At 38.9% G+C, this 14,420-nt stretch carries 14 protein-coding genes; 8 read left to right on the forward strand and 6 right to left on the reverse strand.

The window, feature by feature from the left end:
- A complete protein-coding gene (locus F903_RS14795; protein WP_005198232.1) occupies positions 1-594 on the reverse strand; it encodes a LysE family translocator in 594 nt (197 codons plus the stop codon).
- A gap of 323 nt (positions 595-917) precedes the next feature.
- On the opposite strand from F903_RS14795, the gene F903_RS14800 reads away from it, so the two are divergent.
- From F903_RS14800 to F903_RS14815, 4 genes are all read left to right on the forward strand, one after another.
- Entirely contained in the window at positions 918-1,469 is a 552-nt protein-coding gene (locus tag F903_RS14800) for a DUF2062 domain-containing protein (RefSeq protein WP_005198233.1), read from the forward strand.
- Positions 1,470-1,612: 143 nt separating this feature from the next.
- On the forward strand, positions 1,613-2,620 hold the full coding sequence (locus tag F903_RS14805; protein ID WP_005198234.1) for a TAXI family TRAP transporter solute-binding subunit: 1,008 nt from the start codon (positions 1,613-1,615) through the stop codon (positions 2,618-2,620).
- A complete protein-coding gene (locus tag F903_RS14810) occupies positions 2,617-3,105 on the forward strand; it encodes a DUF1850 domain-containing protein (RefSeq protein ID WP_005198235.1) in 489 nt (162 codons plus the stop codon). Before F903_RS14805 ends, F903_RS14810 begins: the two co-directional genes overlap by 4 nt.
- A complete protein-coding gene (locus F903_RS14815; protein ID WP_005198242.1) occupies positions 3,089-5,110 on the forward strand; it encodes a TRAP transporter permease in 2,022 nt (673 codons plus the stop codon). The genes F903_RS14810 and F903_RS14815 overlap by 17 nt, the downstream gene beginning before the upstream one ends.
- 86 nt (positions 5,111-5,196) lie before the next feature.
- Here F903_RS14815 and F903_RS14820 read toward each other — a convergent pair whose 3' ends face one another.
- The 4 genes from F903_RS14820 to F903_RS14835 form a co-directional block, all read right to left on the reverse strand.
- A complete protein-coding gene (locus F903_RS14820) occupies positions 5,197-6,072 on the reverse strand; it encodes a 5'-methylthioadenosine/S-adenosylhomocysteine nucleosidase (RefSeq protein WP_171065250.1) in 876 nt (291 codons plus the stop codon).
- A 167-nt stretch (positions 6,073-6,239) separates the two neighbouring features.
- Entirely contained in the window at positions 6,240-7,478 is a 1,239-nt protein-coding gene (gene apbC / locus F903_RS14825; RefSeq protein WP_005198246.1) for an iron-sulfur cluster carrier protein ApbC, read from the reverse strand.
- A 157-nt stretch (positions 7,479-7,635) separates the two neighbouring features.
- Positions 7,636-8,085: a hypothetical protein gene (locus F903_RS14830; protein ID WP_004669889.1), complete on the reverse strand. Its 450-nt coding sequence runs from the start codon at positions 8,083-8,085 to the stop codon at positions 7,636-7,638.
- 182 nt (positions 8,086-8,267) lie between these two features.
- Complete coding sequence (locus tag F903_RS14835) at positions 8,268-8,810, reverse strand: GNAT family N-acetyltransferase (RefSeq protein WP_171065251.1); 543 nt, start codon at positions 8,808-8,810, stop codon at positions 8,268-8,270.
- Between the two features lie 107 nt (positions 8,811-8,917).
- On the opposite strand from F903_RS14835, the gene F903_RS14840 reads away from it, so the two are divergent.
- From F903_RS14840 to metG, 3 genes are all read left to right on the forward strand, one after another.
- Positions 8,918-9,415, forward strand: coding sequence for a hypothetical protein (locus tag F903_RS14840; protein ID WP_004669887.1), 498 nt, complete (start codon positions 8,918-8,920; stop codon positions 9,413-9,415).
- Between the two features lie 71 nt (positions 9,416-9,486).
- The gene (locus F903_RS14845) at positions 9,487-9,948 is read left to right on the forward strand and encodes a hypothetical protein (RefSeq protein ID WP_005198251.1); all 462 of its coding nucleotides are present in this window, start codon (positions 9,487-9,489) and stop codon (positions 9,946-9,948) included.
- Between the two features lie 145 nt (positions 9,949-10,093).
- The gene (gene metG, locus F903_RS14850) at positions 10,094-12,151 is read left to right on the forward strand and encodes a methionine--tRNA ligase (protein WP_005198253.1); all 2,058 of its coding nucleotides are present in this window, start codon (positions 10,094-10,096) and stop codon (positions 12,149-12,151) included.
- An 88-nt stretch (positions 12,152-12,239) separates the two neighbouring features.
- Here the strand turns inward: metG and F903_RS14855 are convergent, their stop codons facing one another.
- Positions 12,240-13,268 (reverse strand): hypothetical protein, encoded by a 1,029-nt coding sequence (locus F903_RS14855; protein WP_005198256.1) that lies wholly within the window; start codon positions 13,266-13,268, stop codon positions 12,240-12,242.
- Positions 13,269-13,404: 136 nt separating this feature from the next.
- Here F903_RS14855 and F903_RS14860 point away from each other — a divergent pair, with 136 nt between their 5' ends.
- Complete coding sequence (locus F903_RS14860) at positions 13,405-14,382, forward strand: MBL fold metallo-hydrolase (RefSeq protein ID WP_005198258.1); 978 nt, start codon at positions 13,405-13,407, stop codon at positions 14,380-14,382.
- The last annotated feature ends 38 nt before the right edge of the window (positions 14,383-14,420 follow it).

Consider the following 14,420-nt stretch of genomic DNA (forward strand, 5'->3'; position numbering starts at 1 on the left):
TTATAAATTGTTGAGTGCTGAATAACTGATCGGAATCGCAAAACTGACCAGCACAACTGAAGTCATACGCTGTAATTTAGATTGAGATAACCATGTAACTTTGTTGGTTGCCAAAACAGCACCTACGGCGATCCAAAATAATGCAATTGGAAGAATCAGAGTAACAAAAGTGCTCATATGTGCAAAATAAATGTCTTGGCTCTTCCACGCAGTAGCTGGGAAAATCGCAGAAGCAAATAACAATGCTTTAGGGTTGAGTAAGGTGGCACAAAGTAATTCTCTCGGTCTAATCGTCGGTTGATTTAATATCACTTCTTGATCTGCCGTACGCCACAATTTAAAAGCGAGAAATAAAATATAGCTTGCACTCAGCAACTTGAGAAAAACGGGCAATAAGGGCAATGTTGCGGAGACTTTACCAATCAACATCCCCCACACACTAATCGCAATGATATAACCGATCGCCTCTGCGGGGATCAACAGCAAAGACTTACGTAGCCCCACTTGGATACCAGAGGATGCAAGTAAGGTATTGGTCGGACCGGGCGTCAATAAAATCGTCGCAACCAATCCAATAAAAAACCATGAAATCATCGAATGACCTCACTAAAATTGTTTTTTAGATTAATCGAACAGCGATCCGATAGCAAAAAAATAACTGTAAGTAGTTATGCTGACATTCATATTAACCTCATATTTTATTTATATTTTATGATTTTCAATCCCTTATAACTCTAGAGTCACCTTTATAGCTTCGTATATTTTGCATACAACAAATAGAGTGTGCCTCAACAAAAACGCCCATGGAAGTAAACTTTCATTGCTGCATCCAATCTTTTTGGCTTTTAAGTTTAGGCTAAGCAAAGCATGCTATTTTGAAGGGTACTGCTCTTTTACTTTGATACATTTCCCATTTTATGCCTAAGCTATTCTTTCAGAAATGGCTCCCCTCCTCGGAAAAAATCGCCAAACTTAAGTTGATGAAAGTTTTTGGTCCTCGCACCTTAAACCCCTTACTTTGGTATGTGAATCGTCACACCATTGCAAAAGCGATCTTTATCGGTACTTTTTGGGGCATCTTACCCGTGCCTTTTCATAGCCTGTTTATCATCTTGAGTATTTTATACTTCGAGGTGAATCTGCCGATTGGCTTATGTCTGGCTTGGCTCACCAACCCATTGACGGTTGTGCCCATCTTATATGTCGGTTTTTGGTTTGGTGCTCAGATATATCAAGTCGACATGATTAATAAAGAGATGTTACTTGGTGTGCTGCATCAAATGATCAATTGGTTGACCAATTTTGGTCATGGTCATATTGATTTAAATTTAGCAAAAATACTCGTGTCTGGTCTGGTGGTTGAGGCGCTGCTGTGTGCCCTGCTGTTTTATGTCGCTACACATTTAATTTGGCGTTGGGTGGTGATAAAGAATTGGAAATCACGTCATAAAAAAGGATCAATTCTTTAGTATAAAAAGCGTCGAAAAAAGTTGCCATCCCTCTCAGAATACGGTAAGAGTAGAACATATTTTATCGCGTCAAAATGAACAATCATATTAAATAAAGCAACCAAATGATGGATTTATGGTTTGCATACAATTAGGAGATAGCAATGAAAAAATGGCCCCAACTCATTTTACTCGGTTTAGCAATCACAGGTTTATCCGCTTGTTCTGACAATACTGGCAACAAAAATACAAGCCAAGAAGGAAGTAGTAGCGCAACTGCAAATGCCAATAAACTCGAAACAAGATTTGTCAATATTGCAACGGGTGGAGCATCAGGCCCATATAATGTCATCGCAACAAATTTGGCTGAAATTTATCATAAAACTTATGGTGTAAACTCCAAAACACAGACCACTGGCGCTTCGGTTGAAAACCTCAATCTACTCAAACAAAACAAAGTCGAAATGGCTTTTGTGATGAGCGACAGCCTTACAGAAGCTGTGAATGGACAAGGAAGCTTTAAGGATAAAATCACCAATGTGCAACAGATTGCTGCACTCTATCCAAACTATGTGCAAATCGTCACATCAAAAAAATCTGGGATCAAAAGCATTGAGGATTTGAAAGGTAAACGTATCGCAGTGGGTGCTCAAAACTCTGGCGTTGAAGTGAATGCTCGCACTTTATTAAATGGTTTCGGTATTAGCTATAAAGACGTAAAAGTTGATTATTTAGGCTATGCAGAGGCGGCTGATGCACTTAAAGGCGGAAAGTTAGATGCAGCTTTCCTCACCAGTGGTATTCCAAATTCATCACTTATGGAATTACAGCGCGGCTATGATTTGCAGCTTGTCAGTATTGATCCTGAAAAAATTAAACAAATCGCCAAAGACCAAGCTTATTTCTTACCAATGATCATTCCAAAAGGCACCTATGACAATGCTGAAGATATTCCTACAGCAGCGATCATGAATGCTTTGGTTGTCCGTTCAGACCTTTCTGAAGACGATGTGTATAAGTTGACTAAAACATTCTTTGAAAGTTTGGATGCTTTAGCCAATAGTCACCAAGCAGCCAAAGACATCAGCTTGCAAGGTGCGCAACAAGGTTTAGTGACTCGACTACACCCTGGAGCGAAAAAATATTACGACGAAATTGCAGCAACAAAATGAAGCATCTAAGTGCAGCCTCGGCTGCACTTTTCTGTAGCGTGGTGCTATTGGGTATTCTAATGAGTTATCCCATTGCAAGCACACAGATCACAACGCCAAAACATCACTGCATTATCCGTGAAGCTGATTTTAATTTGCAATGGCGGCATTCTGTAGAAAAAACGTTATGGCTCGAAAATTACCAACGTAACAAAAATGGCTTCCAGCTCATTTATACGGACTTAATTTCTTTTGGTGCTGGAACACCAAGTGATTACCCAGTTATTTTTCAAAAGGATGGTGTGATCCGAATGTCGGTCAATCAACAAATCCCTGAGATCAACTGGACCGTTTCACGAAATATGCAAGGTCATATTTTACTAAAAGACAAAAGCTGGGCAATCGCAAACCAACTCCCCGATTATAGCCTTGTTCAGTTTAGAAGCACTTATACACCATTATGGAAGATCTGGTGGTTAGGAGAATGTGATGAATACACCGAATGATACCGTAACGCCAGAACAGTCAGATCAAGCAAAACAAAAAGAATTATTAGAAAAATTTGATAAGGAATCTGTAACACGCACGCCCAAACAGAAATCTGTTGGCCTATTTATTACCGTGTTAGCTATTTTTTACTCTCTGTTCCATTTGTTTATTACCTTTAATCCACTACCTGAACTGATCCAACGTTCAGCACACGTTTCGATTGGTATAGCCCTTATTTTCCTATTATATCCAGCACGGCAAAGTAGCGATCGGCAACATATCGCTTGGTTCGACTGGATTTTAATGCTGGCATCACTAGCTTCATTTGGTTATTTATGGATTGAATATCAAAATATTATGACCTCGCGAGGAGGTATTCCAAATACCTTGGATATCGTGTTTGCCATTATGACTGTAGTTCTGGTGATTGAGGCGGCACGAAGAATCATGGGCTGGATGTTGCCCATTCTTGGGCTGATTTTTCTGGCTTATCCATTTATTAGTCATTTTAACTGGATGCCTGACCGCCTACTCACTCGACCTTATAGCGTCAGTGATATTTTCGGGCAAATGTATTTAAAAACGGAAGGTCTTTATTCGTCTGCGATTGGCGCGTCAGTGACCTTTATCTTCCTGTTTATTTTATTTGGTGCATTTCTAGCCAAGTCAGGTATGGGCAAACTATTCAATGATCTCGCGATGGCTTTAGCAGGACACAAACAAGGTGGGCCTGCAAAAGTTGCTGTGATTTCTAGTGGTTTTATGGGAAGTATCAACGGCACAGCCGTTGCGAATGTGGTGGGAACAGGTTCATTTACCATTCCATTGATGAAAAAAATTGGTTATAACAAAAATTTCGCAGGCGCAGTGGAAGCCAGTGCCTCTGTTGGTGGTCAGATTCTACCGCCAATCATGGGCGCGAGTGCCTTTATCATGGCAGAAACAACCGGGGTCAGTTATGGCACCATTGCCTTCGCAGCGATCTTACCTGCCTTGTTATATTACCTCGGCGTGATTTCACAAGTCCATTACCGTGCAGGTCGTGACAATCTCAAAGGCTTACCCAAATCAGATTTGCCTCGTGTCAAAGAAGTACTGAAAGAACGTGGACACTTGCTCATTCCGATCGTGGCGTTGGTGTTTTTCTTATTTCAATCCATGCCTGTCAGCTATGCCGCGGTCTATACCATTCTATTAACCATCGTTGTCGCCAATCTGCGTAAAACAACGCGGATGGGAGTTAAACAAATTTTAGAGGCGCTTGCGGATGGTGCCAAACAGTCCTTATCGGTAATGTCTGCCTGTGCTGTGGTTGGTCTGATCATTGGTGTGGTGAGTTTAACCAGTTTCGGCTCGGTAATGACCTCGTATATCATGAGTGTCGGCGCAGGAAATCTGTTCCTTACGCTGTTATTTACCATGGTCGCATCGATGATTTTAGGCATGGGGCTTCCATCTATTCCTGCCTATATCATCACGGCAACGATGGCAGCGCCTGCACTGGCTCATTTTGATGTGCCGATTCTTGTTGCACACATGTTTGTATTCTATTTTGGCCTATTCGCCAATATTACCCCTCCTGTTGCTTTGGCTGCTTTTGCTGGGGCTGGTATTTCAGGTGGCGACCCGATGAAAACTGGATTTCAAGCACTTAAGTTATCCTTAGCTGGTTTTATTGTGCCGTTCCTGTTTGTTTATAATCCAGCCATGCTGATGATCGATACCACCAATGTGGCAATGAATGCCCGTGAGTTTGCCCTACCTTCGATCTGGAGCATTGTCAGCATCGCGACGACATCGATTATCGGTATTCTCGCCTTAGGTGCAGCAGTAGAGGGCTATTTCAAAACTACGATGAATTGGCTATGGAGATTGGTGTTAGGCGTTGGAGCATTAATGATGATTGTGCCAGAACCGATGACTGATCTTGTTGGTGTTGTTATTGTGGGGGTTTGTATTGCCATGAATATCGCACAAGCGAAAAAAGAAACGGGTTCTACACCGCCTCAATCCGCTCACTAGCACTATTCACGATTAATAGTGATGTGAATAAAACCTAAAAAGCTGTCTCAGCATGTGATGAGACAGCTTTTTAGCAACACCTATCTCTATTTAGTTTCAGTTTTTGCCTTCATATAGTGTTCCGCAACATCTAAGACATAATCCTGACACGCTTCACCTGTAGCGGGATCATAAGCGCCATTATTAGTAATATTGTTGGATAAAACCCGAATGCCAAGGAATGGCACTTTAAATTGATATGCAATTTGTGCAACCGATGCTGCTTCCATTTCCTCAACAGAAGTACCATATGTGCTATGCAAGAAATTAATTCGATCTAATTCATTATTCCAAACATCAGCCGAGCCAATCGTACCTTCTACAACTTGGCCTTTGCTATAGTTTGCTTTGGCTTTATAGGCCGCAACCAATAAGGCTGGATCCCCTTCAAACTTGCGTATGGCAATCGGTTCAGGATCAGACTCATCATCAGGAAGTACATCAAATGCTTCGTTCCATGTCAGTGAATTTGAACCGCCATTTATGGGTTGATGAGGTGTTTTGAATGCACCGATATTGGTCGTATATTTTCCGAGAACAATATCAAACACATGTAAATCAGGATCATGTCCGCCTGAAGTACCTTGATTTATAATCGCAATAGGTTGGTAATGCTGAATAGCAATCGCTGTTGCTGCGGCTGAATTACTCATGCCCATTCGGGTCTTCGAGATAATCATGGGATAACCTTTATAGCTTCCCTTCCAAAACGTCCAACCTCCTATCGTTTCAACTGTGACACTGTCTAATTTCGATGCCATTCGTTCAGATTCAATCGGCAATGCACCTTGTATCACAATAGGCTGTAATTGGGGCTTTTCTTGTGCTTGCTGAGAATTTGAATCACCATCTCCATTACAGGCACTTAGAAACAAAGCGGTACAGACACTGGCAATTCCCATAAACCGTTTAAAATGCATCATCCATCTACTCTCAATCGAAAAGAGAGAATAAGCAATCCACATGCCAGTTTTTACTCATTGGTATATTTTTAATTCTTATCAATCAAAAAATCATTTTGCTCAGCACATAAAAAAACCAACATCATGATGTTGGTTTTTTGAAGCGTTAAGCTTGGAAATCGGTTGATTTAGAAAATGCGTTTGTCATCTTTTTGATGCTTTGGTAATTTTTCCATTTGCTCAAGCAGTGCTTGCGCGATATTCATAAAACTTTCAGCCGCGGCATCTTGCGCAATTACGCTTGGTTTACCTTGATCCGCATGTTCACGGATTTTAGCATCCAAAGGTAAACGCCCGAGTAATGGGATTTGGTATTGTTCAGAAATTTGATCACCGCCACCGATCCCAAAAATTTGTTCTTCAAAACCACAATTTGAACAGATATGTGTCGACATATTTTCGATCACACCAAGCACTGGAATGCTGACGCGATTAAACAACTCAATTCCTTTCACCGCATCCATGAGTGCGACGTTCTGAGGTGTTGTCACAATCACTGCGCCTGTTACAGGTATACGCTGTGCCAATGTCAATTGGATGTCACCTGTTCCTGGTGGCATATCAATCACCAGTACATCTAAATCAGGCCAAAGCGTTTGATTAAACAATTGCATCAATGCCCCTGTTGCCTTTGGTCCACGCCAAGCCACAGGCGTATTATGCGCACCGATGAGATGACCGATCGAAATCACCGCCATGCCATAGGCATCTAAAGGCACAAAATGTTCATTTTCAATTTGTGGTGTTTGACCTGCATTTCCAAGCATCGTTGGAATACTTGGGCCATAGATATCAGCATCGAGAACACCGACTTTTAAGCCCATTTTTTGTAGTGCAAGTGCAAGATTCACTGTCGTGGTTGATTTACCTACACCACCTTTACCCGATGACACCAAAATTACATTTTGAATGCGTGGATGAGCTGCAATGTCACGCTGTTGTGGTGCTGCTTTTTGAATAGGCGGGTTATTTGGGTCAGTTTCAACTTTTGCGGACGCATCCATCACAGGCGGTAGTTTTGTATTTTTTGCAGTTTCCGCTTTAGGCTTAGATGAACAGCTATGACCCACTTCGCCATGTGCAGCGTGTTTTTGTTGAATGACATGTAGGTTTAGCTCCTGAATGCCACATTTTTCTAAGGCTTCAGCAAGTTCATCATGGATTTTTTGTAAATGATCTTTTTCTTGAGGAAAGGTATTAATCGTCAGTTGCAGAATACGACCTTGGACATTCACTTGGCTAATCCGATCTTTTAAGCCATTTTCTGAATAAGGTAATACATAATTTTGTAGAACTGTTTGAATCTCGTCTTCCTTCACTTCTTGTGCTGGTGAAAAAACAGATTTTAAGGAAGAAAGCCACGACATTTTGTTTACTCCAAAAACAGATCAACATAGGACTGAGTTTGGTTAGTTTAGCAGGATCGAAGAAGTGACGCTCATATCAAAGAAGACAATTGCTTATTTTTTACAGCATATTTCTTCATAAGATATGAGCATCAGTTATTTAAATTTAATCAGCCAACTAGCCTTTGAATTTATTTATAGTATCCGTTGCTGCTTTCTTTAAATCATCCAATTTGCTACTTGCCTGAGCTTTGAGATCATCAAATTTTGCAGCAGCTTCGTCTTTCAATTCAGCCGCTTTTACTTTTGCATCATCTAACTTATGACTTGCTTCTTCTTTTAAGTGGTCAAATTTGTCTTGAACGCTATGTTGGGTATCTTCAAGTTTAGCTTTAATTTCATCCACTTTATTAGAAAAAGCCTCTTTGCTTTCGCTACTTTGCTCAGACGCATCTTTTTTTAGATCATCCAATGCTTTTTCACCTTTCAGTTTTAGCTCCTCTGCTGAGTGCTTTAAATCATCAACTGCTTTTTCGCCTTGTAACTGCGCTTCTTTTGCTTTGTGTTTTAAATCATTACCTAAGTCGGCTGCTTGAGTTTTTAACTCATCAATTTTTTCATTTGTCATCGTAATTCCTCACTTATAGGTAAATATAAATTGTTTGGAGCAGCCTTAGTTATACCGCGTTTATGTTGATTTTTTAGCGATTGCAGCAAATTGAAACAAAGGATATACAGGAATATTCAAATCATTTCTGATTGATAACCTTATGAATTTTTGGATATAAAAATCATATCAATGAATAACGTTTAATTTACTTCAAGAAATTCATTTTTAGAGATCTCATATAAGACATGCCAGCTTAAAGGGTGATCTGATTCCAAAGCTGGATGTTGAAATTCTGTGATCTTTCTCATTTTCAACTTTTTCATCACCGCTTGCGATTTTTCATTTCCTAGTGTGGTAAATGACACAACTTTGTCTAATTTCAACTGATCAAAAGCGAATGTGAGAGCCGCTTGAGCTGCTTCTGGTGCATATCCCTGCCCCCAATACGCTTGATCGAGTCGCCATCCGATTTCCACACACGGCGAAAAAGAAAACTGGGTAGGTTGGTCATGTAAACCAGTAAAACCAATAAATTGCTGGTTGTGCTTTAACTCAACTGCCCAAAAGCCCCAACCTTGAGTCTCGATAATCGACTTCATTCTATCGATCAAGGCATCACTTTCTGCTCGCGTCAGCAGTTTTGGAAAATATTCCATAACTTGTGGATTGGTGCTCATTGCGGCAAAGGATACATAGTCCTCTGCTCGCCACTGTCTTAAACGTAGTCGAGCTGTTTCGATCATTTTTAGACCCATTAAATTTCAATTAAAAACTATTCACAATATAAAAAAATAGATCAGATATACTTTTGCACTATCGAAATCTTAACCTTATTTATAAAGCTTTAAATATGAATGAAAACGAACTTTTAGAAATTCAACATGAACTTCAAGCACAAGAAAAGCGCTTAAGGTACATTCTTTCAAGTAAAAGAAGAATCCAAAGCATGATTGATTCTTTTGAGCGTGATTTGGCAGAACAATTACTTCCTGTCATTCATAATGAAAGCAATGATTATGCTGGAATTGCAACAAGCTTAGCACTTTCGATTTGTTGGAAATTTTCAAAAGTAGAATTTCCAACAACCGTGCATTGGTGTAGCGAGATGAGCATCAGCGATTTAGAGATAAAAGATGAGTATTCGGTTGCGATTAAAGCTCAAGCTTGGTTAGGTACTTTAGGTAGTGATGAACTTTGGCAAACACCTTTATTTGCTGAAATCACGGTTGATCCAAAGACCAATAGCTTAAAAAGCTATCACATTCATTTCCTGTCTAAAGGCAAAATCATTTCGTTGAGAAAAAATTCTAAGCACAGTGTAACCGTTAAGCAGATGCAAAGTATGTAATCCTTTGGGATGCATACCTTTCTCTAAATTCCATGATTAAAATTAATAGATAAAACTACTCAAAATCGAATATGAATAAAGATGACCTTACACAGCCAAAACAAGAAGAGGAAAGATATTTAAAGTGGTCAAAATATGTTTATTCCAGCAAAAGAAGAATTCAACGTAGAGTCTTGGCTATAGAGCGTGATATCGCCCAAAATATTAATCAATTCAAAACATATAAACAAAAACATGAGTGCTTAGAAAGCAATATCTCTTTTTTAAGTTGCTGGAAGTTTTCTAAATTAGATTTTGGTAAAAACACATTCTGGTGTGATGCTGTCTATTTTGATGAATTTACTAAGAAAGATGATCGTACGTTCAGATTTAGTGGCCATGCTTGGATCGGCTTTACTGAGAATACAGAAAACCAATGGCAAGTACCCTGTTCAGGTGTTTTCATCATGAATGCTCATCGCAGTAAACTCAAAAGTTATAAGCTTAGTTTCTATCACGAAGACCAAATTATCAGCTTAATTAAAATGAGTTAACTCAAAACACTTTTAAAAGAGCGAATAAAGCTCAAAAATAGCACCATTACGTAGCTTGAAAAGAATTCACCGATTCCCTTGTGCAAGTCGGTGTTAAGTCATGTAAAATCATCCACCTTGAAATACGAATGAGAGAACAATATCCGTGCGTAAAATTTTAGTCACCAATGCCCTTCCTTATGCCAATGGTCCTATCCATATGGGTCACTTACTCGGTTATATCCAAGCAGATATTTGGGTTCGTGCGATGCGTGCAATGGGTCATGACGTGACTTACGTATGTGCGGATGATGCTCATGGGACAGCGATCATGCTGCGTGCCGAAGCAAATGGCATTAGCCCAGAAGCACAAATTGCCAACGTTCAAAAAGAACATATCCGTGACTTTGATGGCTTTGGCGTACATTTCGATCACTATGATTCAACCAATAGTGACGAAAACAAAGCACGTTCAGAAGAAATTTATATTAAAAACCGTGAAGCAGGCAATATTGCGATTCGTCCGGTAAATCAGCTATTTGATCCAGAAAAAGGCATGTTCCTCTCTGATCGTTTCATTAAAGGTACATGCCCTAAATGTAAATCGGAAGATCAATACGGCGATGCCTGCGAAGTCTGCGGCACGACCTATAATGCAACTGAACTTCTTGATCCACGCTCAACCTTGAGCGGTGCAACACCAGTTGAAAAATCATCAGATCACTACTTCTTTAAACTGCCAAATTTCTCAGAATACTTACAGAAATGGACACGTGATCAAGGTCGTTTACCTGTTTCGATTGCCAACAAACTAGATGAATGGTTTGAAGCAGGTTTATCGGATTGGGATATTTCGCGTGATGCGCCTTATTTCGGTTTTGAAATTCCAGATGCACCTAATAAATATTTCTATGTTTGGGTGGATGCGCCGATTGGCTATATGTCGAGTTTTGAAAACTACATCAAAACCAAACGACCTGATTTAAGTTTTGATGATTTCTGGAAAAAAGATTCAGAAAATGAAGTCTATCACTTCATTGGTAAAGACATCGTTTACTTCCATGCACTGTTCTGGCCTGCAATGCTTGAAGGCGCAAACTACCGTACGCCATCTGGTTTATTCGTCAATGGCTTCTTGACTGTGAATGGTCAGAAGATGTCGAAATCTCGCGGTACATTTATCAAAGCTGAAACTTATTTACAGCATTTAAATCCTGAATATTTACGCTATTACTTTGCTTCTAAGCTTTCAGACAAAGTTGAAGATTCTGATTTGAACTTAGATGACTTCGTTCAAAAAGTGAATTCGGATCTTGTTGGTAAAGTGGTGAATATTGCGAGCCGTTGTGCGAAATTCATTAATACTAATTTCAACAACACCCTTTCAAATACCTGTGCTGAGCCGGAGTTAGTGCAAAGCTTTATTGATGCAGGCGATTCAATTGCACAAGCATACGAAGCACGTGAATTCTCTGCTGCGATCCGTGAAATCATGGCTCTAGCAGACAAAGCGAACCAATATATTGATGAGAAAAAACCGTGGGCACTTGCCAAGCAAGAAGGTCAAGAGCAACAAGTTCATGATGTGTGCTCAGTGGGTATCAACCTTTTCCGTCAGCTTGCAGTTTACTTATCCCCTGTATTGCCAACACTGGCTGCACAAGTTCAGGCTTTCTTAAAACTTGAAAGCTTTGACTTTGCATCGCGTCAGCAAATCCTCGTTGCACATGAAATTGCTCAATTCCAACCACTGATGCAGCGTGTTGATCCTAAAGCAGTTGCAGCTATGGTTGATTCTTCTAAAGATTCTTTAGCGGCTACGGCAGAAGCGCCAAAAGTGGAAAAGAAAAAAGAAAAGAAAGCTGAGAAGAAGCCTGAACCAAAAGTGGGTGAAGCTGAAATTATTGGCATTGAAGACTTTATGAAGGTTGATCTTCGCGTTGCTGAAGTTTTAGAAGCAGCAACTGTCGAAGGTTCGGATAAACTTCTTCAATTAACTTTAAATGTTGGTGAAGCTGAACCACGTAATGTGTTTAGTGGTATTCGTGAGTTCTATCAACCAGAAGACTTAAAAGGCAAATTAGTGGTGATGGTCGCTAACCTTGCTCCACGTAAGATGCGTTTTGGTATTTCAAACGGTATGGTACTTGCAGCGGGTAATGGCGACGGTGTTTGGGTGATTTCACCTGAATCTGGTGCTAAACCCGGTGATAAAGTGTCTTAAGATTTAATTCTGAGATAAATAAAGCCTCTACTGATGTAGGGGCTTTTTCGTATACTCTCTCTCATATAAACTATTAAGATCACTCAATCTAATTATTCTGCTTTTTTATAACATCCAATAAGGTAGAAGTAGATTTTAAAACCTCAGCATTTGTTTTAGCTTGTTCCTGTATTGAAATTGAATCTTCTTTTATAGATTCAAATAAGCTTTGACCAAAGTAACGTTTAGCTAAGTCAAAACGTATTTCATGTTGTTTATTATCAGGTAAATGAATTAAGTATTCTGGTAATGCTTCAAGCTCCATATATGTTTGATGAGCTTGTTCTGAAATTTTTCGATAAAAACTGATTTGCTTAAAACAATATGTAAAGAGAGTTGCAATTAAAGCAAAAATCGTAAGTTTAATTGTGATGGCATTAGATAAATTTAATGCATCAAAAAAACTATGCGCAAATAATTGCCCAAGAACTAAAGTAACTGATAAACATACAAGTAACATAATATAAAATTCATATATTTCAACGGTCCTCTTATAGTCTTCATATTTTTTCTTATATATTTCTTTAGTTTTTCTGGATGATGCTTCCCCCTTATAAATTTTTAACTCAGCTATAAGCTGATCTACTTGGGAGTTTTTAGATTTAAAACTTGGATTCAGATCTTCTGCTATTTTTTTATTAAGATTAACCAAAGATATTTTTGCTATACGGGCATATACAATAAATGCCTCATAAGTATTTCTAAAGCTTTGATCTATATTAAAAAGATCATTAATTCCTCCATTACTTGAATAAACAGACTCTAAATCTGGAATATATCTTGATATTGTTCTTAAATTCACTCTCATTTGTTCTTGTGCATCTACTGAAATATCATAAAAAAACTGTTTTTCTTGATCATCTAGCGCTTTAAGTATTTGTATTATATAGTCATGTCTTTGATCAATCATTTTAAAGCTTCTTTTTACTTGTTCTCCATAGCCATTAAGATCAATTTTTGTTCGATCAGAAATTTCTCGACTAAAGATTGCTCCTATTTCTTCATTACTTTTGGAGTCTAAATACTCCAGAATCTGCTTAACTTTTTGGTTTAGCCCTTCAAAATACTGATTATTCATTTCTCAAATTTATTTCAATAAAAAATTAATATTTATTATAATTCAAAGTAATAGAATTACCCTATAGTTAACTTAACTTGAAAAAAAATTAACTATCAGTTAAAACCAATAATCCTTTTAAATTAATAAAAATCCCATGAATAAAACTGCCCTACTCCTTTCCGTCTCATTCTTAAGCAGCTTCCCTTTACTTAGCCATGCGGAAACAGCCAAAACCCTGCCAATCATTGAACAACAAAAACAAGTCTCAGGCTTTTACCAATATCAAGCAGGTGATGTACAAATTACAGCCCTACTCGATGGCACCAACTTTATGTCGCCAAGCTTGTTTAAAGATATATCACCACAACAAGTCCAAGAAATCTTAAAGAAATACTATGCTGATCAAGACAAAGGCGTGCAAACCTCAATCAATGCATTCCTCGTCAATACAGGGAAATCACTGGTTTTAGTCGATAGCGGTGCTGAAAGCTGCTTCGGTGCGCATCTTGGTTCTATTTTGAAAAATCTCGTTGCTTCAGGATATAAACCTGAACAAGTCGATACGATTTTACTTACCCACTTACACCCAGATCATGTGTGTGGCATTAGCCAAAAAGGCACAGCCAATTTCCCAAATGCCACAGTTTATGTATCTGAGGATGAAGCTAAATATTGGTTAGATCCAAAACAAGCGGCAAAACTACCAAAAGACAAACAAGCCAACTACTTAAGCACAGTAGAAATGATCAAGGAAGCTATTGCGCCCTATCAAGCGAAACAACGTTTTAAAACATTTAAGCTCGGTGATGAAATTCAAGGTTTTAAAGTCATCAACACGGCAGGACATACCCCGGGACACTATAGTTATGAGCTAAAAACCAAAGATCAAAGTGTCGTGTTTATTGGTGATATTGTTCATTCTCATACTGTGCAATTTGATAAACCTCAAACTGCAATTGAATACGATATTGATCCGAAAAAAGCAGTTCAGACACGGTTAAAACAATTTGCGAATTTTGCCAAGAATGGACAGACCATTGCAGCACCACATTTACCATTTCCGGGGATTGGGCATATTTATTCAGCAGATGGTAAAAGCTATCAATGGATTCCAACCCATTTCAAAGATTGATAAACATAAGCGTGTGTTGTAGATCAATGCACGCTTTT

It is taken from the genome of Acinetobacter sp. NIPH 298, from assembly GCF_000369505.1.
GTDB lineage: Bacteria > Pseudomonadota > Gammaproteobacteria > Pseudomonadales > Moraxellaceae > Acinetobacter.

Bases quoted from the DNA above. Each gene is read 5' to 3' on its own strand.
- F903_RS14795 (WP_005198232.1), bottom strand. From the start codon at position 594: ATGATTTCATGGTTTTTTATTGGATTGGTTGCGACGATTTTATTGACG.
- F903_RS14855 (WP_005198256.1), bottom strand. From the start codon at position 13,268: ATGAATAATCAGTATTTTGAAGGGCTAAACCAAAAAGTTAAGCAGATT.
- F903_RS14840 (WP_004669887.1), top strand. From the start codon at position 8,918: ATGAATGAAAACGAACTTTTAGAAATTCAACATGAACTTCAAGCACAA.
- F903_RS14805 (WP_005198234.1), top strand. From the start codon at position 1,613: ATGAAAAAATGGCCCCAACTCATTTTACTCGGTTTAGCAATCACAGGT.
- F903_RS14800 (WP_005198233.1), top strand. From the start codon at position 918: ATGCCTAAGCTATTCTTTCAGAAATGGCTCCCCTCCTCGGAAAAAATC.
- F903_RS14815 (WP_005198242.1), top strand. From the start codon at position 3,089: ATGAATACACCGAATGATACCGTAACGCCAGAACAGTCAGATCAAGCA.
- F903_RS14835 (WP_171065251.1), bottom strand. From the start codon at position 8,810: ATGATCGAAACAGCTCGACTACGTTTAAGACAGTGGCGAGCAGAGGAC.
- F903_RS14845 (WP_005198251.1), top strand. From the start codon at position 9,487: ATGAATAAAGATGACCTTACACAGCCAAAACAAGAAGAGGAAAGATAT.
- F903_RS14860 (WP_005198258.1), top strand. From the start codon at position 13,405: ATGAATAAAACTGCCCTACTCCTTTCCGTCTCATTCTTAAGCAGCTTC.
- F903_RS14820 (WP_171065250.1), bottom strand. From the start codon at position 6,072: ATGATGCATTTTAAACGGTTTATGGGAATTGCCAGTGTCTGTACCGCT.
- F903_RS14810 (WP_005198235.1), top strand. From the start codon at position 2,617: ATGAAGCATCTAAGTGCAGCCTCGGCTGCACTTTTCTGTAGCGTGGTG.
- F903_RS14830 (WP_004669889.1), bottom strand. From the start codon at position 8,085: ATGACAAATGAAAAAATTGATGAGTTAAAAACTCAAGCAGCCGACTTA.
- apbC (WP_005198246.1), bottom strand. From the start codon at position 7,478: ATGTCGTGGCTTTCTTCCTTAAAATCTGTTTTTTCACCAGCACAAGAA.